The organism is Motiliproteus sp. MSK22-1 (assembly GCF_001968815.1).
Lineage (GTDB): Bacteria > Pseudomonadota > Gammaproteobacteria > Pseudomonadales > Balneatricaceae > Motiliproteus.
Map to the genome: position 1 here is coordinate 259829 of NZ_MIEQ01000096.1, position 18678 is coordinate 278506.

Genomic DNA, 18678 nt, shown 5'->3' on the forward strand with positions numbered 1-18678 from the left:
TCAACCACCTGCAATCTTAACTTTCAATCCCGTAATGGCATTGGGTAGCTGTGTGAAGACGATCTGATCGCCGGGTTTTATGTTGTTGCTTGTTACCAGTATTTTAGGCTCTCCGTCCTGATCAATTTCACCAATTCTTTCTATTTTAAGAGCTTTGAGATGGTCGTTTTCGACTATATAAATTCGATCAGTACCGTAAAGTGCTTGTGGAGGGAGTGATAAAAGATTGTCTATGACAGGTAAGGTTAAACTAAGCTCCAGGGAGCGCCCCAGTTCCAGGTTTTGAGTTTCCGAGGTGATTCTAAGCAGCGAGTCGACTCCCGCTCGACCGGTTCCTACTTCGCCGGATATGCGTAGCAGCTGGAGTTTCAATTGTTGTCCATCCAGTTCAGCAGTGGCCGTTAGGGGTTGGTTCTTCTCTAAAGCATTTCTAATTCGATTCAGGTAGCGGGAAGGGATCTGGGCTCTAACCTCCAGAGCTTCTGTGTCGTACATCATCAGCAGTTTGTCGCCGCTCCTGACTCTATCCCCAGGGGCGACAGAAACACGGGCGATGCGACCGCTGAAGGGGGCAATTATTTTTGTCCTCTCCAGATCTAACTGTGCGGATTCTAACTGTACTTGAGCCTGACTTTGTAAGGCCTTAAGTTGGCTCAATCGGTTTTCATGATCGTTAATTTCTCTTTGTCGGTTATTTAAAGAAAGTGCTTGTTGCTGGTAGTTGCGCTGGGCATCGTCCAGCTGAGTTTCAGTGCCGACTTTGCGACCTTTTAATGCTTTGAATCTCTCTACTGAGCGCTTAGCCAAATTGAGCAGCTCTTTTTCGATCTGTAAAGCTTTCAGGTCAGATTGGTAACGGTTGATTTCTGTTTTGATACGAGCATTGATATCTTCCAGTTCCGCGGTGCGTTTTCTGACAACCAGTTCCGCATCTCTGGAGTCCAGTGTCAGCAGGATTTCTCCGGCGTTGATGTGGCTACCCTCATCGACATGAAGGCTGTTGACGTATGCCGTCACTGCCGCAGATAGTTCGCTGCTGCGGGGGGATTCTATTCGGCCATACAATGTGATGTTGGGAGCAATGGGCTCCGGCCTGGCGCTCAGGGTTTGTACAGTCCAGGTCTTTTCCTGGATTGGTTTCTCCGGTGCCTGAGGTTTACTGGCGACCAGCTGTTTGAAAATCACAATTGATAGAAACAGGACTATCGCTGCTACTACAAAAGGTATTATCTTTCGACCAAGAGGCGTCTGTTTGGAGGTCATATTTGTCCGTAATTATCCAGTTCTGATCTTCTTAAATCCCAGTCAGTTATAACCCATCCGTTATGAGAGGGGGGCTCTATTTAGAAATGGTACCCGGTTGAACGGCAGAGCTTACCGAATAAGTCAGATAAAATCCGCGAATTTACAGTTCTTTACGTATTGTATTGAAGGGACTACTGTCATTTAAGATCGTCGGCAATCGTCTGTTGAGTAAATGCGGATATGCTACCCTATAAAAACTGATCGAACATCAAACTGTTATGATTATCGATAGCTATTGTCTGAGTCTAGTGGGAGATATGAAAGAGTAAAACAGCTTATGAGAACGGAATCATTTAAAGCCCTGAACTCAAAGGGGTTTCATAAAATTGTTTATCGCGAGTGGGGAGCCGCAGAGAATCAGCGGGTGTTGGTCTGTGTACATGGGTTAGTAAGAAATAGCCGTGATTTTGATGAGATAGCCCAATCTCTGGCGAGAAATTATCGGGTTGTATGCCCGGATATTGTCGGTCGAGGTGAAAGCGACTGGCTGCCGGAGGGCGTTGCTTATGATATCAGCCAATACCTGAATGACATGGTGGCATTAATCGCTCGACTGAACGTAAAGCAAGTTGATTGGCTGGGTACTTCGATGGGCGGGCTGATTGGAATCTGTTTAGCGTCCCTTCCAGGAAGTCCTGTTCGGAATCTCATACTTAACGACATTGGTCCCTTTATCAGTAAAGAGTCGTTGCAACGTATTGGCGCTTACGTAGGGCAGGAGTGCCGATTTTGGAGCCATCAGGAAGTTGAGGATTACTACCGTTCCATTTACCCTGCATATCACGGAATTTCAGATGAGCAGTGGCATCGTTTGGCTGTATGTGGCTGTAGAGAGCATCCATTGGAGGGTTTTGTTCTTCATTATGATCCGAAAATAGGTGAATATGCCCGTGCATTGAGTGATCAGGATATTGACCTTTGGGATTTATGGAACAATATACAGTGTCCGCAGATGTTGGTGTGGGGCGAGGATTCTGATGTTTTAAGCGCAGATACGGTGACTGCCATGAAGGCAGCTAAGCCAGAGATGAATGTGGTTAGCTGGGCCGGGGTCAGTCATGCGCCGTCTTTGATGGTCCCAAGCCAGATACAGAAAGTTGTTGATTGGCTAAGAGCACAGCAAATGCGCTGATAAGTTCTGTTAAGTTTCTATCCTGGAATCAGGCGTTTTTTAACCCTGTAGCTGGAGTATTAATGAGTATTTTGACCGCCTGGCCTGCTGAATACCTTTGTTTGACTGAGCAAGAGCGTAAGCAGGCTACTGCCCGTATTGAAGCGGAGTTCTCTTCTACCCTTAAATCTCTGAAAGTCGATATCGGTTTGGTAGAAATGCTGGAAGCGATCTATGTGCCTCTCGGGGCCTGGCTGTATGAAAGAAAAAAGCGAAGTGAGGGCCCCCTGGTCGTTGGAATCAACGGGGCGCAAGGGGCCGGTAAATCCACGCTTTTTACACTCTTGGAGGTGACTCTGGCTGAAGGATTTGGCCAAAAGGTCGTAGGGTTTTCTTTGGACGATATCTATAAGACTCGTGCTGATCGCCAGAAAATGGCTAACGAAGTTCATCCTTTGTTTTCTACACGTGGTGTGCCGGGCACTCATGATGTTTATCTTGGGTTTAATCTTCTACATGAACTGAAACAAGCACGTAAAGATAAAATCACCAAAATTCCTGTGTTTGATAAATCGATAGATGATCGTTGCCCGGAAGCTGTCTGGCAGGAATGGGTAGGACCTGCTGATATTGTGGTGATTGATGGTTGGTGCCTTGGTGCAACTCCACAGCCAGATGATGCGCTTATTGAGCCGATAAATGCTCTTGAGCGAGAAGAAGATCCTGAGGGTGTCTGGCGTAAATATGTTAATGAGCAGTTAAAGGGTAGCTATCGTCGGCTGTTTAATATGCTGGATGTCCTCCTGATGCTTAAGGTGCCGAGTATGGACAGTGTTTTTGAATGGCGTACATTGCAGGAAAAAAAGTTGGCTGAACGTGTCGAGCAGTTTGAATTGGATAAGGATGCTACGGAGCCCCTGAGAATTATGAGTCAATCTGAGATTAGACATTTCATCATGCATTATGAGAGATTGACGCGGCAAATGTTGGAGCAAATGCCAGACCGGGCGGATGTGACCTTGCATCTGAACGATAATCACAAAATAGACCGCATCCAGATCAATTAACCCAGTGTAGCAAATCACGAGGTTAACGAATGTATGGAGTGTCAGCGGATGCTGGCAGGGTCTTAAATTCCAATCGGCAGCAGCGCAGTTGTTGCCATACCGTGGACTACCGTGTTGATTGTACGATCATTTTTTCCAGAAACTATCTTTGCCATCATATCCTGAAGACCTATCATTTTGCCAAATAGACGCTCGTAGCTCAGGTTTGGAATGCCGTCCTGGTAGCCGTTGCTGAGCAGAAACAGAGTGCCATCTGCTTGGCGGAACGCTCTAAGTCTCCAGGCGATGATTTCAAGGTTGCGTGCACTGTTGTAGAGCTTCTGCTGATCAAGTTCATCAAGAAGGTAAAGTTCTGATTTTTGATTATAGGAAGCATGTAAGCTGCTTCTGATTCCAACCAGTAAGGCAAATACCCGATCCCCCTTAAAAGCCTCATCAAAAACCAGGTTGAGGGCATCATTGCCCACTTTATTGCCAAGCTCGGGAAAACGGAAAGAGGAGCGAGTGCGTCCCAATTGCTTCAATCTTTTATTAATGGTGTAGCCAGGGTTTTTGGTTAACTCACGTGGATTGCGCTTGTATAGCTTTGTCATCAGCTCCCGAGTATGGAAATATTGCTCACGGATATAAATATCAGTGACCATATCTATATCACTTTTAGCCAGGTTTTTAAGACTGAAACCGTTACCACCACAGCCCGTTAGAAACAGCGTGGAAACAGATACCAGCAATAACAGTGCGACCGAACTAAGTCGGGGGATGGATATAGTCATCCCCCGATTCTATCGATTGATCAGTTCGATTGGAAATAATATCAATAGTGGACGCTGATGCGGTACCGTTAGCCTAGTTCTTTTTCCAGATCATCAGCACCGCCGATATGAACACCATTAATAAAGATCTGTGGAACTGTTTGGCGACCCGTTACGGCTTTCAGACCACGGTGATTAACGTCTCTACCAAGTTGAATCTCTTCATAACGCAAACCTTTTTCATCCAGAAGTTGCTTGGCTCTTAAGCAGTGGCCGCAACCGGGGCGAGCGAACAAAGTAACAGGAGTTTCTTCTTTAGCTGCTGGGTTCAGGTGATTCAACATGGTGTCTGCATCGGAAACCTGAAACGGATCTCCAGGAATATCCTGTTCGATAAACATTTTTTCAATGATACCGTTCCGAACCAGCATTGAATATCTCCAGGAACGTTTGCCAAAGCCCAGTTCAGCTTTGTTAACCAGTTGCCCCATCGCTTCAGTAAAATCACCGTTGCCATCTGGTAAAAACATGATTTTATCTGCCTGTTGGTCTTCCTTCCAGGCGTTCATTACAAAAGCATCATTAACCGACACGCAGTAAATTGCGTCAACACCGTTGGCTCGAAACTGGTCTGCCAGCTCATTATAACGGGGGACATGGCTGGATGAGCAGGTCGGGGTAAAAGCCCCTGGTAGTGCAAATAAAACCACCGTTTTGTTTTGGAACAGTTCTTCTGAGTTATGGTCTACCCATTGGTCACCTTCACGACAATGAAAGGTGGTCTGTGGAATCTTTTGGTTTTCACGATTGTCTTGCATATGTTTCTCCGGGTTAAGTTGCTTGCTTGGACGGTACTTTAAGGTGGTTATTAAATTAAATATAATTAATCATATTTAACTGGGTGATAGCTATTTTCAATAGCTTGGTAATTGCCAGAGATAGAGAACCTTCGAATAAGTCCATTATGTTCTCAGCGAGCCCTCCGAGGCCCAAGGGACTTGTTCGAAGGCTCCTTAGCCTTAGGCCTCCATTTGGAAGATACAGCGATAATATATTGATAGCTCTATGGCTGGATTGACTAGGGGTTCCCTAAGCCTATGACTTTTAGCGGAACTAACACAGCTATACATCGAAACAGGAATAATATGACTACAGGTAAAGATCTGAAAGACATCCGCCGGGAGTATATCGCTGAACGGATTCACCGTGCGGACATGAAGGCAGACCCTTTCGATCAGTTCGGACTCTGGTACGATCAGGCAGCAAAGATCGACCCTTTGGATGCTTCATCGATGGCGCTGGCGACAGCAACGAGAGAAGGCTGTCCGTCAGTGCGAATAGTGTTACTTAAACATTATGATAAGAACGGATTTTGCTGGTACACAGACTATCGTAGCCATAAGGGGCAGGAGATAGCTGAGAACCCTCAGGCAGAGGTGCTTTTTTACTGGCGAGGTCTTGAGCGCCAGATCAGAATCTGGGGAAAAGTAGAACAACTACCACGGTCAGACGCAGAGTCTTACTTTGCTGAACGGCCGCTGGGAAGTCAATTAAGTGCTGCTGCCTCTGCACAAAGCTCAATGGTCGAGAGTCGTCAGCAATTGGAGGCAAGAGCAGATGCATTGGCTCAAAAATATGAAAACTGCCCAATACCTTGCCCTGAATCCTGGGGTGGCTACCGGCTGGTGCCGGAGCGGTTTGAGTTCTGGCAAGGGCGGGAGAATCGGCTACATGATCGATTGATTTACAGTCAGCAGCTGGATCAGTGGCAACTGGTCAGATTAGCGCCTTAATCTCTATCTTATAAAGGGAGCGTTTACTGATTGCTTAAACCCGGGGGAATGACGATCCTGGAGTGACTGTTCGATCAAACGGTGTTGACAGTGCTCTGGGTGTTCTTTCCAAGGTTGGTTTTTTACCAGTGATTCTTTTGATTAATAGTTATTTCAATGAATACTTGCGGACAACACCATGGCTGAAACAATTCCCTGTATCGAAGTTGAACCAAAGTCCACTGCTATCGCGTCAGTCATCTGGCTTCATGGCTTGGGTGCAGATGGCAATGACTTTGTACCGATTATTCCAGAGTTAGGATTGCCATCAGATTTACCCGTCAGGTTTATTTTTCCCCATGCTCCGGTTCGGCCGGTAACGGTAAATGGTGGTATGCCAATGAGAGCGTGGTATGACATTCTCAGTATGGGGCGGGCCAGAGACATTAATGATTCTCATCTTTATGAAGCCTGTGATCAGATTACTCAGCTAATTGGAAAAGAGGAGCAACGGGGAGTTTCCAGTGATCGGATTCTATTAGTTGGTTTTTCTCAAGGAGGAGCCGTGGCCTACCAGTCTGCCCTTAGGTATCCTCGATCGTTAGCCGGGTTGGCTGCACTCTCGACTTACAGGATAAAACCGGAGCTGCCTGAGCATCAGGCGACGACCGCAAATCATAATTTACCTGTTTTTGTGGCACACGGTGAACAGGATGGGGTTGTTCCTGTTGAGTTAGGCCGTCAGGGTTTTGAATCTCTTTGTCTGCAAGGGTTTGATCCTGTTTGGCAAACTTATCAGATGGGACACGAAGTCTGTTTTCAGGAAATTCAAACTCTTAGTCGCTGGATGCAGCAGGCTCTGACGGGAAAGTAATCTCGGGACCGGGCTGTTTCCTGAAGGATCAGTTAGCCAATAGTAGTTTTTCTTTTAGCAAAGGCTCAAGACCGCCACCGTTAAAAATATTGCTGTAGCCTGCTTGTCGCAGAGCGGCTTCAGCAACGCTGGCTCTGCGGCCACTGCGACAATAAAGGACTATTTGCCTGTCCTTACGGATTCCTTGATTGTTAAGTTGTGATGTTATTTGTTGATATGGGATATGAAGAGAATCAGCAAGGTGTCCCTGAGCATATTCTTCAGTTGTTCGTACGTCGATAACTAAAGAGCCGGTTTCTATAAGCTCCCAGGCCTTCGATTCTTGTTCACCAGCTTGAAGTTGAAGGCTGAATAGAGAGGCAGTGACTAAGATTAAGCTGCTTAAAATCTTCATTCTGGTCCTGTTATTAATTATCGGAAACACCTGTGTTTACTTAGGATGATCTGCGCCGTTTAAAGTGTACTCTAAGGACTGGGAGTCTTTTATATACAATGAGTTCCCATTGATTTTTGGTTTTATCATGCCACTTAAGATAGTAGAAATATCTTAATCAGATCTATTTTAAAGGGCCTGGCTTTGCAGTGGCAAATAGAGTTTGAGAGAAGGCTCAATAGAAAGAAACGTGGCTACAGCAGTGAGCGACAAGAACAGCTCCTCTGTAATAAGAAGGGTATTTACCTGAATCGGTTCAGTGTAGCGGTAAGACTTGAGCTACGACTTGAGTCGCCACTCAAGTCTTACGAAGGCTAGGCTGCGGCTACGTCTTCTGCCTGCAGTCCTTTTGGCGTTTGAGTAATTCCATACTCCACCTGCTGCCCTTCAGCTAGCGATTTGTGTCCTTCTCCTCGAATTTGGCGATAATGTACAAAGACATCTTCACCTCCGGTTCGTGTGATAAAACCAAATCCTTTTGCGTCATTAAACCACTTAACCGTTCCAGTTTCCCGTTCAGACATTGCTTACACCCTTTTTTTGTTATAAAAGCCCCGCAATAATAGAGGGTTTTTGTACGCAATCCTAGTTTTTTGAACAAAAATCAGTAAGTTTTTATATTTTTGTGTTGATATTTGTCAAATACTATGAATGCGGGGGTGAGTCAGGAAGGGTTTTATCCAGCAAGCAAAAAAAATCCCCGCCGAAGCGGGGGATCATAATAACAATGAAAAAGAAGGAGATAATCTAAAAAGCAAACTGGCTGGGTTTCGCTTCACAGACTCTGACTCAGTCTGTCAGTGAAAGTTCAACAGTGTTTTGTGTTTTTAGACTTTTTTACGATCACTTTTTTAGGCAAGCCACGTAGGAATCTGCAAGTTGTTGTAAAAACATAAAATAGCCATTTGCATGTAACGCTATTGATGTAGCCAAAGGGTCCAATTCCTGAGTATTGACTTTCAGTCCTTCGGTAATCGCTCGCACCATCGATGGTTTGAACTGAGGCTCAGTAAATACGCAACGTACATCACTGCTTTCCAGTTGTTCACGAATATTCTGCAATCGTTTTGCCCCCGGTTTGCGGTCGGGACTCAGGGTGAAAGCCCCCAGATGGTGGAGTCCATAATGTCTTTCGAAGTAGCCATATGCATCGTGAAATACGTAGTAGCCACTGTCTTTTATTTCGCTTAGTTGCTTTTTTAATGATAAGTCCTGTTTTTGCAGTTGCTTAAGAAATTCTGCCAGGTTATCGCTGTAGGTTTGAGTGGATTCCGGATCTGACTCGATAAGAGTCGCTGCAATTTTTCTGGCTATTATTCCCGCGTGTATCGGTGACAGCCAGATATGCGGGTCCATACCCTCATGGTTGTGATCCTGTTGATGTTCGGAGGCATGCTCCATTTCGTCGCTGTTCTCAGTGGTCTTGATCTGAGACTGTGTCGCTTCAGATTCAAATAGCGCTTGAAGCTCAATCCAGTTGGTGGACTCAGGACTGGTTTCCTGAACATTACTTAGAAAACGCTCGAGGCTGGGCCCTACCCAGAATACGAGGTCAGCCTTTTGTAATTTTTGCATATCAGAGGGACGCATCTGATAGTCATGAGGGGAGCTGTGTGCCGGTAACAGCATCTGTGGCTCCTTGGTTCCTTTGGTGATCGAAAGTGCGATCAGTTGGATCGGTTTGATAGTGGTGATAACTTCAATTGCCTGAACAGGCATTGTCATTAGCACCAGCGTGGCTAACAGACAGCTTTTTACCAGTCTGTAGTTATTGTTCAAGGAATTTGCCCGGAAAGTTTTTTTATATAGGGAGTTAATCAGCAAGGGAATCGCCACCAGATTCTATATTCAACAAATGTTATCCGCATTCAAATTCAGCGTATAACGCAGTAATGTTATAATATAACAAATTGCTTTGTGCTGGCAATTGAATCTACCGGGATAGACTCGAATTGGCGCTAGGTTTTAATGATCCGATAAAAGCCAACAAATGACCTTTTAACGGGAGGCACTTGGAGGCGCAAACCGTTATACTCGGCGTTTTATTTATTGCTCTCTTTAATCGGGCTACCTTTTTAACTTTTTACCGTGGCTTTTATCAAGAGCTGATTTTAAATTTTGGATAGATCAAAACCATGACTGTTCGTACACGCATCGCGCCTTCACCCACCGGTGATCCTCATGTAGGTACTGCCTATATTGCTCTGTTTAACCTTGCATTCGCTCGCCAGCATGGCGGTGATTTTATTTTGCGAATTGAGGATACCGATCAGACTCGAAGTACGCCGGAATCAGAGCAAGCAATATTGGATTCTTTGCGTTGGCTTGGCCTGGAATGGGATGAGGGCCCTGATGTTGGTGGTCCTCATGGACCGTACCGGCAGAGCGAACGAAAAGATAGCTATAAAGATTTCGCCATGAAACTGGTAGAGGAGGGTAAAGCCTTTTTGTGCTATCGAACGGCTGATGAACTTAATGAGCTTCGCGAAGCTCGCCGTGCTGCAGGAAAGCAAACAGCATTAAAACAGAGTGATTTAGGGCTGCCTGCTGATGAAGTTGACCGCAGAATGTCTGAAGGCGCCTCCTATGTTGTGCGTATGAAAGTACCGGAGGAAGGTACTTGCGTTATTGATGACATGTTACGTGGCACCATTGAAGTGGACTGGGCTCAGGTGGATTGCCAGATTCTGCTAAAATCTGATGGAATGCCCACCTATCATCTGGCGAATGTGGTCGACGATCACCTGATGAAAATTAGTCACGTGATTCGTGGTGAAGAATGGATTTCCTCGGCTCCAAAACATCATCTTCTGTATCAGTACTTTGGTTGGGAGATGCCTAAGCTTTGTCATATGCCATTGTTACGTAACCCGGATAAGTCGAAGCTCTCCAAACGCAAGAATCCGACGGGTATCAACTATTACGAGCGTATGGGGTATTTGCCGGAAGCGCTACTGAATTACCTTGCCCGGATGGGCTGGTCAATGCCGGATGAGAGTGAGAAATTCACCCGTCAGCAAATGTTTGATAACTTTGATATTCAGCGTGTTTCCCTGGGGGGGCCCATTTTTGATCAGGAGAAACTAAGCTGGTTGAATGGACTTTGGATTCGAGAAGAACTGGATTCTGAGGCATTCTCTCAGAAGTTCCAGCAATGGGCGTTGAATTCCGATTATCTGATGCCAATTATCCCATTGATCCAGCCTCGGGTAGACAAATTCAGCGACGTGGTTCCCTTGGCTGGATTTTTCATGTCTGGAATGCTTGATCTGGATGAAGCTGATTTTGAAAACAAGGCTCTCGATAAAGATCAGGTTCGACGTGTTCTTCAGTTTTCTCTTTGGCAGCTTGAGGCCGAGCGTTATTGGGAGAAAGATCGTATTTTTCAGGGGCTGAGTGGTCTCAGTAAAGCTATGGATTTTAAGATCAGAGATTTTCTTTTTCCTTTGTTCGTGGCAATTTCAGGTAGTGCTTCCTCTGTATCAGTTATCGAATCGATGCTTCTTCTGGGACCGGATATGAGTCGTGCGCGCTTGCGTCATGCCTTAAATCAATTGGGTGCCGCCTCAAAGAAAGAAGCCAAGAGATGGGATAAAGAGTTCAGGGCGCTTCAGGCTGTATTGGAAAGTCAGAGCTAACCAGGTCCCGTTGCCTATCAGTGCTGGTCATGAATCACTGCATTGGTCATGCAAGGCTACAGGGGCCTGGCTCTTGGTTCCTGAAAGAAGTGATGTGCTCTGATTACGATATTGCTATGTTGTCTGTTGCTGGTTTTGGTTAGAGGGGGCAGAGAAAGAACGCTGATAATCTGTGTGGGGAGAAAAGAGTTTCCTGCCTTATTATCGGCTTTCATCCTTTGTGTTCTGATCTCTGGCAATCGGTGTTTGTCAAAATAGTTGCCGCATCTCGCCATACTGGCCGATGGGCTCTGTTGTACTCCCTGATCTGGCTACTATACTCACTCAGGTAATTGGAATTACCGGCTACAGGTAAGCGTCCTGAGGAGTCTGCGAGCAGGGCCCTTGGCTTGCAATGAGTTCAAAGGCCTTAAATAGCAGGTTCCCTGATCTTTATTGAGTGGGGAGATATTGGCATGACTATAATAGAAGGGTTGCTCGCGGCGGAAGCGGAGAGCTTGCTTGGTCACCGCAGTGAAACTATTTCTCAAGAATTATTGTATCTGCCGGGGCCGGATTATATAGATAGGGTCGTGGCAGACAAGAGTTGTAATCCCCGAGTATTACGTAACTTTCAGACGCTGTTCAGTAGCGGGCGGCTGGCAAATACAGGGTATCTTTCACTTTTGCCGGTTGATCAGGGAGTGGAGCATTCGGGAGGTGCTTCGTTTGCTCCTAACCCCCTTTTCTTCGACCCTAAGAACATAGTTGAATTAGCTATTGAAGGTGGCTGTAACGCAGTAGCTTCGACCTTGGGGGTGCTTGCTTCCGTGTCCAGAAAGTATGCGCATAAAATCCCCTTCATCATGAAGATTAACCACAATGAGATGCTGAGCTATCCCAACATCTATGATCAGACCCTGTTTGCCAGTGTTGACCAGGCGCTTGATCTGGGAGCTGTGGCGGTAGGGGCGACCATTTATTTTGGCGCTCCTGAATGTCGCAGACAAATACAGGAAGTCAGTGCCGCGTTTGAATACGCGCATGAGCAGGGGCTGGTAACAATTCTTTGGGCTTATCTGCGCAATCCGGCGTTTAAAGGTGAGGGGATTGATTATCATACCGCCGCTGACCTTACTGGGCAGGCGAATCATTTGGCGGCAACGGTAAATGCCGACATCGTAAAGCAGAAGCAGGCTGAAGGAAATTTTGGTTATAACGCTATCAACTTTGGTAAAACTCATCCCAAGGTCTATTCTCAGTTGACCAGTGATCATCCAATCGACCTGGTGCGGTATCAGGTTGCCAATTGTTATATGGGGCGGGTAGGGATGATTAATTCTGGAGGAGCGTCTTCAGGCGAAGATGATTTAGCTCAGGCAGTCAGAACAGCCGTCATTAATAAGCGTGCTGGTGGTATGGGGCTGATTTCCGGTCGCAAAGCGTTCCAAAAACCGATGAAGGAAGGTATCGCACTGCTAAATGCGATCCAGGACGTGTACTTAGATAGAACAGTTACGATTGCTTGATTTTTCATGTGATTCTGCTTGTTCTGTGTTGATCCTGTCCCGTTGGTTGGAGCTGACGTCAATAGCTAAGCAATTTGTCCTGGCAGTAAGTTAGTCTCCAATCAGCCGATGTTTAAACGGGCTGAGCCGCCCCGGGGTTGGGTGTCACGTGCATGTCTTGATTTACTGATAAATATTGCCACGGTGCTTCAGCCATCCGTCGGTATGTTTTCCTCTTGGATCCTTGTGTGTCCAATGTACAACGCCTCCTTTTTTGTTCCACTCATACTCGCCAAAAAACTCGACATTATCACCGTTACTCAGGTCGGCTATTCTAGGAGCCAGATCAATGTTGTGGGCGATCAGTATAGTTTGTCCCGTTGATAGCTTCAGTATAAACCGCTGATGGCGGCTGCCTTTTAAATCATCTTCAAGAATTTTTATCGTGGTTCCAGTGCCCTGTACTTGAAGGTCACTCTGTTTGTTTTCGAAGGCAAACTGCAGCAGCTTTTCGGTATCAGAAGGGGCACTTGTATATTGGCTGATAAGGTCAGGGTTTCGGTCAATGACTGAATAACCAACAAAGCCCAGAATTAAAATAAGGAACAGTTTTTTCATGGATGCGTCAAGCTCTTGATGTTTGTTGATATGTTCAATGGCGAATGGCGAATGGCGAATGGCGAATGGCCAGATATCCGCCCACTGTAATCATTAAACTGCCGGCGCATCGATTCAGACCTTTTGTTGCTTTCTCTGAGTCAAAAAAGATGCCGTGCAGACGATGCGCTGTAGGCTATCAACATCGCAAATACAAAAAATAGCGGTAAAGAAGGTCAAACCGCTCTCCTGTGTCATATGGTTTCTCTGTTGGGGAGTGAATTATTGGCGATTATATCGGAAATAAGACAGATTGAGTCAATCTTGCATCTGTGGACCCGCTTTAAAAGGGGGGGGCTTGTAGACTGTACGTTCCGTTTCTCTGTATGGGAACAAATCCAAAAACGATCAAGGGATTACGTACTATTCATTCCTCTTGCTAATTTCAATTTTAACGCTTTGAATTTAAAAGATAACTGGGGCTGATCAGGTTAAGGTAGGCTGATTTATCTGACGCTTTTAAGGTTGCTTGTAAGAAAATCCAGAAAGATTTTTTAACACTTACGTAATAAAAGTACATAAATTCAAAATTCAGACTATTAAGTCAGAGTTATGTTTGTTAGTATGTAATTAAATTACATTTCTGTTATCGGTTCGTTGTTGTTGCTGATGGAAGTTGTCACGGTTGGCTTTGAGTCATGAGATTCAGCTGCAGCAGGCTGTTATCCCAGCGCGAAGATTGTCTTTAGTTTGATGGCAATCGATCAGTAGCCATCATAGGGCTGTTAGCAGAACTCAGAGCGCTCCGAAGAGTGGGCCTGAGATTGGAGAGAATATATGAACCCAACAGTTAAAGCAGTAACAGAGCGTATCATCGAGCGCAGTCGACAAAGCAGGCAAGACTATCTTGACCGCATGGCAAAGGCCAGATTGCAGAAGCCTCATCGTTCTACTTTGTCTTGCGGTAACCTGGCTCACGGGTTTGCTGCCTGCGGCGAGAAAGATAAGTCAGAGCTAAAGCTGATGAACAGTGCCAATATCGCTATTGTTTCGGCGTACAATGACATGCTTTCTGCTCATCAGCCTTTCGAGCGTTTTCCGGCACTGATAAAGGAAGCTGTACACAAGATGGGTTCTGTTGCTCAGTTTGCTGGTGGCGTTCCAGCAATGTGTGATGGTGTTACCCAGGGCCAGCCCGGTATGGAGTTGAGTCTGTTTAGTCGCGATACTATTGCTATGTCTACCGCCGTAGGCTTGTCACATAACATGTTTGACGGCGTGCTCTGTCTCGGAGTTTGCGACAAAATCGTCCCTGGATTGTTGTTGGGTGCGCTAAGTTTTGGTCACCTTCCAACTATTTTTGTTCCTGCAGGACCAATGCCTTCAGGTCTGTCAAATCCAGAGAAAGCACGAATTCGTCAGCTCTATGCCGAGGGTAAAGCAACTCGGGATGACCTTCTTGAGTGTGAATCCCAATCCTATCATGGTGCGGGTACCTGCACTTTCTATGGAACCGCGAACAGTAATCAGTTGTTAATGGAGGCCATGGGACTGCACCTTCCAGGAGCTTCTTTTGTTAATCCCAATACCGATTTAAGAGATGCTCTGACAAAAGCAGCAGCAGAACAGGTTTGTCGCATAACAGAATTGGGTAATAGTTATCGTCCATTGGCCGAAGTCCTGGATGAAAAAGCCATCGTCAATGGGTTGGTTGCCCTTATTTCGACCGGCGGATCGACCAATCACACCATGCACTTAATTGCGATAGCACGTGCCGCGGGAGTTATCATTAATTGGGATGACTTTTCGGATTTATCAGACGTCGTACCCTTACTGACTAATATTTACCCCAACGGCAGTGCTGATATCAATCATTTCCATGCGGCCGGGGGGATGGCGTTGCTGTTCCGTCATTTACTGTCCTCTGAGATGTTGCATGATGATGTGCTGACAGTTACTGGACGAGGTCTATCTCAGTATACCGAAGAGCCTTTCATCGATCCTGAACCGAATGGTGGACAAACGCTGGTATGGCGAAAGAGTCCGGAAGTCTCCTTGGATAAAGATGTAATCGCTTCTCCAGAAGCCCCCTTTGCCTCGGATGGAGGTCTTAAGCTGGTTCAGGGTAATCTTGGACGTGGTGTCATCAAAACATCAGCAGTTAAGGATCAACACCGTATCGTCGAAGCGCCAGTCGTTATATTGCATGACCAGAATGATCTTGAGCCCATGTTTAGCCGGGGGGAATTGGATCGGGATTTTGTTCTGGTGCTCCGCTTTCAGGGCCCGCGAGCCAACGGTATGCCTGAACTGCATAAGTTAACGCCTTTTCTGGGTGTGTTGCAGGACAGGGGCTACAAGGTCGCTCTGGTGACGGATGGTCGGATGTCCGGTGCGTCAGGCAAGGTACCTGCAGCAATACATGTTTGGCCTGAAGCAAGCCTGGGAGGCCCCTTGGCCAGACTTCAGGAAGGTGATGTTATTCGTCTTGACTCTGTTAATGGTGAACTCAAAGTCTTACTGAGTGATGAGGAGTTAAAGAGTCGGGAAAATATTTCAGCTGACTTATCCGCAAATCAGTTTGGTATGGGGCGTGAATTATTTGCCGTGATGCGCCAGCAAGTAGGGGTTTCAGAGCAAGGAGCAAGTGTGCTTTTTTCTGCCGTTGAAGATCAAAATATTGATAATCAGGCTGTGCTATGACTACTTCGGTTCTCGCTGATCAGTCAACATATTCTCTGATTGCAGATATTGGTGGCACAAATGCGCGTTTTGCCGTGGTTAAAGAGGGCGGCTTCCTGCCACTGCACATTCGTAATCTTAAAGTTTCTGACTATCCGGATATCGAAACGGCTATCCAGAGCTACCTTCAGGCTGAGCCTGAGCTAGGGCAGCGCACCCCCGCAAGGGCTTGTTTGGCTATCGCATGTCCAGTCACCCGAGATGTCGTGGATATGACTAACAGCGGGTGGGTATTTTCCAAAAGCGCGTTGAAAGAATCATTGGGATTGGAGCAGCTTGAGATCATCAATGACTATGCTGCACTTTCCTATGCTGCTTCTCAACTGAGTGCCGATGCTCTGTATCAGGTTGGAAGTGGGAGTGCGTTGGCTGGACAGCCGTTGGCTCTGCTTGGACCTGGAACGGGGCTTGGTGTTGGTGGCCTGATTCGTCACGGGGGGAGGTTGGTTCCGGTTGTGACCGAAGGTGGTCATGTGGACTTTGCCCCCAGTAATGAGTTGGAAGTTGAGATTCTCAGATACCTGTGGACCCGGTATTCCCACGTATCAGTGGAAAGATTGCTGTCAGGTATGGGATTAAGCAACCTGTTTGCAGCGCTATCTTCAATTAAAGGACAACACCCGGATCAGCAGTCCAGTCCTATAGAGCCTGCAGAAATCACCCGTCGTGCACTAGATCAAAAGGATCCTCTTTGCCTGGAAGTGCTTGAGTGTTTTTGCTCAATTCTAGGGAGTGTTGCTGGCAGTATGGCTCTTAATTTAGGTGCGCAGGGCGGGGTTTATATTACCGGCGGAATTATACCTCGGATGTTGGAGTTTTTCTCCGCAAGTGGGTTTCGACAACGTTTTGAAGACAAGGGCCGGTTTAAAGCTTATATGACCGCTATTCCAACCTATGTCGTTACAGCGGAGCAACCTGGATTAACAGGAGCTGCTGTAGCGTTGAGCGAACTAAATGGTTAACGGCTATAGAGAAGCAGTTGTTGAAAGAATTGAAGAAGTGCGAGGAAAAAACATGAGCAACACAGTTAATGAAATACTTGAAACCTCGCCGGTCATGCCGGTACTGGTGATTGATGAGGTTGAAGATGCAGTACCCTTAGCCAAAGCACTGGTCTCTGGTGGTTTAAAAGTACTTGAAATTACCTTGAGAACAGAAGCTGCTCTTGATGCTATCCGCGCTATTAGCCAGGATGTCGAGGGGGCTCTTATTGGTGCAGGAACCATTACTACTCCTGCGCAGCTTCAACAGGTCAGAGACGCTGGCTGCGTCTTTGCTATCAGCCCAGGGGCTACGCCGGCCTTACTGAAAGCGGGGAAAGAAATTGATATTCATTACATTCCGGCAATTAGTACTGCATCTGAGCTAATGGTAGGTATGGAAGCCGGATACACTGCATTTAAATTTTTCCCGGCGGAGAGTAGTGGTGGTGTTGGTGCGCTTCGCTCCTTTGCCGGTCCTATGCCGGAGGTTACCTTTTGCCCTACCGGTGGTATAGGTCCGGACAATTTTTGTGATTACCTCTCATTGTCAAATGTTGCCTGTGTTGGTGGCTCTTGGGTTGTGCCTTCTGAGCTGGTTAAGAAAAAAGACTGGGAGGGGATTAAGGCATTAGCAGCAGGGGTTGTGCAGCAAGCAGCCAGGATCAGATAGAAACGTCGCAAGCTTATATTTTTATTGGAATTCAGGTTCTTCATGGCATTCCCGTGCTCTGAACCGTTCGCTGGTGCATTTTTTCAGGTCTATGCCCAGTGAATGACATGCAGTGTAAATGGTGATTGCACTGTTTTTTGGCCGCCCTCAACATTGTTGGGGCGGCCTTTTTTTTAAACGGGAATGAACCTCATAGTTAAACAAGTTGGCTGAAAGGCTTGTATTGAAGATTGTTCATATTTACTCGAAGGCGGATGTTGAATGAAAGAGTATAGTATTTCTGGTGTCGACCAGGCTGTCTCCTGTATCGGTTATGGTTGCATGCAGATCGGTGGGAGCTGGGATCGATCAGCCCTTACAGCTGAGCGGGTCAGAACCGCGGACCTCTTGGTTAATGCTGCTTTGGAACAGGGAATAAACCTGTTTGATCATGCTGATATCTACTGCGTTGGTAAGTCGGAAAAAGTATTTGGAGAGCTGCTTAAGAGCAGTCCTTCGCTACGCAGTCAAATCACAATACAGAGTAAATGCGGAATTCGTTTTAAAGATGATCCGGATCCAGGTCTGCCTGCTCGTTATGATCTCAGTTATGAGCATATTGTTCAGTCTACCGAACAGTCTCTGCATAGGTTGAATTCAGATTACCTGGATTTGATGTTATTGCATCGACCAGATCCATTGATGGAGCCTGAGCAAGTAGCGGCGGCATTTGATCATCTTCACAGTAGTGGCAAAGTGCGAGCGTTTGGCGTCAGCAATCACTCTGCGGCGCAGATAGCGTTGCTGCAGTCTTATCTGGATCAACCGATAGTTGTTAACCAATTGGAGCTGAGTCTTCTAAGTCATGATCTAATCAGTGATGGTATGTTAGTCAACACTGGAGTTCCGGCGACTGCTGCGGTTACTGGCATTTTGGATTATTGCCGGTTGCATGAAATCCGTGTTCAGGCCTGGTCGCCTCTAGCCGGCGGCAAGCTTTTTGGGAATCAGCATTCGGCTGGAACTTACATAAAGTCTTTAGCTAATGAGAAAAGCACCAGTCCAGAGGCCATCGTTTTATCCTGGTTATTACGACATCCGGCGGGGATACAGCCGATAGTCGGAACAACCCAGACTCAGCGGCTGGCTGCAGCCTGTGAGAGTGATCAAGTTGAACTGAGTCCAGAGCAATGGTATCAGCTTCTGGAAGTTGTCAGGGGAGTTCCGGTGCCCTAGGTTATCTGACCCTTCACCATTACCTATCTATA

The 18678-nt window shown here is 46.4% G+C and carries 17 protein-coding genes; 10 read left to right on the plus strand and 7 right to left on the minus strand.

What is annotated here, in order from left to right:
- A complete protein-coding gene (locus BGP75_RS24805) occupies window positions 1-1263 on the minus strand; it encodes an efflux RND transporter periplasmic adaptor subunit (RefSeq protein ID WP_076721588.1) in 1263 nt (420 codons plus the stop codon).
- 319 nt (window positions 1264-1582) lie between these two features.
- On the opposite strand from BGP75_RS24805, the gene BGP75_RS24810 reads away from it, so the two are divergent.
- Window positions 1583-2437 (plus strand): alpha/beta fold hydrolase, encoded by an 855-nt coding sequence (locus tag BGP75_RS24810; protein WP_076721589.1) that lies wholly within the window; start codon window positions 1583-1585, stop codon window positions 2435-2437.
- Between the two features lie 62 nt (window positions 2438-2499).
- Window positions 2500-3483 carry a hypothetical protein gene (locus BGP75_RS24815; protein ID WP_076721590.1) on the plus strand — a complete coding sequence of 328 codons (984 nt, stop codon included), beginning with the start codon at window positions 2500-2502 and terminating at the stop codon, window positions 3481-3483.
- 62 nt (window positions 3484-3545) lie between these two features.
- Here the strand turns inward: BGP75_RS24815 and BGP75_RS24820 are convergent, their stop codons facing one another.
- Together BGP75_RS24820 and BGP75_RS24825 are read right to left on the minus strand one after the other, a co-directional pair.
- Window positions 3546-4256 carry a hypothetical protein gene (locus BGP75_RS24820; RefSeq protein WP_198939533.1) on the minus strand — a complete coding sequence of 237 codons (711 nt, stop codon included), beginning with the start codon at window positions 4254-4256 and terminating at the stop codon, window positions 3546-3548.
- 68 nt (window positions 4257-4324) lie between these two features.
- The gene (locus BGP75_RS24825; protein ID WP_076721591.1) at window positions 4325-5053 is read right to left on the minus strand and encodes a glutathione peroxidase; all 729 of its coding nucleotides are present in this window, start codon (window positions 5051-5053) and stop codon (window positions 4325-4327) included.
- 327 nt (window positions 5054-5380) lie between these two features.
- Here BGP75_RS24825 and pdxH point away from each other — a divergent pair, with 327 nt between their 5' ends.
- Both pdxH and BGP75_RS24835 read left to right on the plus strand, forming a co-directional pair.
- A complete protein-coding gene (gene pdxH / locus BGP75_RS24830) occupies window positions 5381-6028 on the plus strand; it encodes a pyridoxamine 5'-phosphate oxidase (RefSeq protein WP_076721592.1) in 648 nt (215 codons plus the stop codon).
- A 178-nt stretch (window positions 6029-6206) separates the two neighbouring features.
- Entirely contained in the window at window positions 6207-6881 is a 675-nt protein-coding gene (locus BGP75_RS24835; RefSeq protein ID WP_076721593.1) for an alpha/beta hydrolase, read from the plus strand.
- A 28-nt stretch (window positions 6882-6909) separates the two neighbouring features.
- Here BGP75_RS24835 and BGP75_RS24840 read toward each other — a convergent pair whose 3' ends face one another.
- The 3 genes from BGP75_RS24840 to znuA form a co-directional block, all read right to left on the minus strand.
- Window positions 6910-7275: a rhodanese-like domain-containing protein gene (locus tag BGP75_RS24840; RefSeq protein ID WP_076721594.1), complete on the minus strand. Its 366-nt coding sequence runs from the start codon at window positions 7273-7275 to the stop codon at window positions 6910-6912.
- 353 nt (window positions 7276-7628) lie between these two features.
- The gene (locus BGP75_RS24845; protein ID WP_076721595.1) at window positions 7629-7838 is read right to left on the minus strand and encodes a cold-shock protein; all 210 of its coding nucleotides are present in this window, start codon (window positions 7836-7838) and stop codon (window positions 7629-7631) included.
- Between the two features lie 319 nt (window positions 7839-8157).
- Complete coding sequence (znuA, locus tag BGP75_RS24850; RefSeq protein WP_143821182.1) at window positions 8158-9093, minus strand: zinc ABC transporter substrate-binding protein ZnuA; 936 nt, start codon at window positions 9091-9093, stop codon at window positions 8158-8160.
- A gap of 356 nt (window positions 9094-9449) precedes the next feature.
- On the opposite strand from znuA, the gene gltX reads away from it, so the two are divergent.
- Entirely contained in the window at window positions 9450-10952 is a 1503-nt protein-coding gene (gene gltX / locus BGP75_RS24855) for a glutamate--tRNA ligase (protein ID WP_076721596.1), read from the plus strand.
- 455 nt (window positions 10953-11407) lie between these two features.
- On the plus strand, window positions 11408-12460 hold the full coding sequence (locus tag BGP75_RS24860) for a class I fructose-bisphosphate aldolase (RefSeq protein WP_076721597.1): 1053 nt from the start codon (window positions 11408-11410) through the stop codon (window positions 12458-12460).
- Window positions 12461-12622: 162 nt separating this feature from the next.
- Here BGP75_RS24860 and BGP75_RS24865 read toward each other — a convergent pair whose 3' ends face one another.
- Window positions 12623-13057, minus strand: coding sequence for a DUF3465 domain-containing protein (locus BGP75_RS24865; protein ID WP_076721598.1), 435 nt, complete (start codon window positions 13055-13057; stop codon window positions 12623-12625).
- A gap of 816 nt (window positions 13058-13873) precedes the next feature.
- Between BGP75_RS24865 and edd the strand changes: the two genes are divergently transcribed.
- The 4 genes from edd to BGP75_RS24885 all read left to right on the plus strand — a co-directional run bounded on the left by edd (window position 13874) and on the right by BGP75_RS24885 (window position 18646).
- Entirely contained in the window at window positions 13874-15739 is a 1866-nt protein-coding gene (gene edd, locus BGP75_RS24870; protein ID WP_076721599.1) for a phosphogluconate dehydratase, read from the plus strand.
- Entirely contained in the window at window positions 15736-16740 is a 1005-nt protein-coding gene (locus tag BGP75_RS24875; protein ID WP_076721600.1) for a glucokinase, read from the plus strand. Before edd ends, BGP75_RS24875 begins: the two co-directional genes overlap by 4 nt.
- A 52-nt stretch (window positions 16741-16792) precedes the next feature.
- Window positions 16793-17431: a bifunctional 4-hydroxy-2-oxoglutarate aldolase/2-dehydro-3-deoxy-phosphogluconate aldolase gene (locus BGP75_RS24880; RefSeq protein ID WP_076721841.1), complete on the plus strand. Its 639-nt coding sequence runs from the start codon at window positions 16793-16795 to the stop codon at window positions 17429-17431.
- A gap of 261 nt (window positions 17432-17692) precedes the next feature.
- Window positions 17693-18646, plus strand: coding sequence for an aldo/keto reductase family oxidoreductase (locus tag BGP75_RS24885; RefSeq protein ID WP_076721601.1), 954 nt, complete (start codon window positions 17693-17695; stop codon window positions 18644-18646).
- The last annotated feature ends 32 nt before the right edge of the window (window positions 18647-18678 follow it).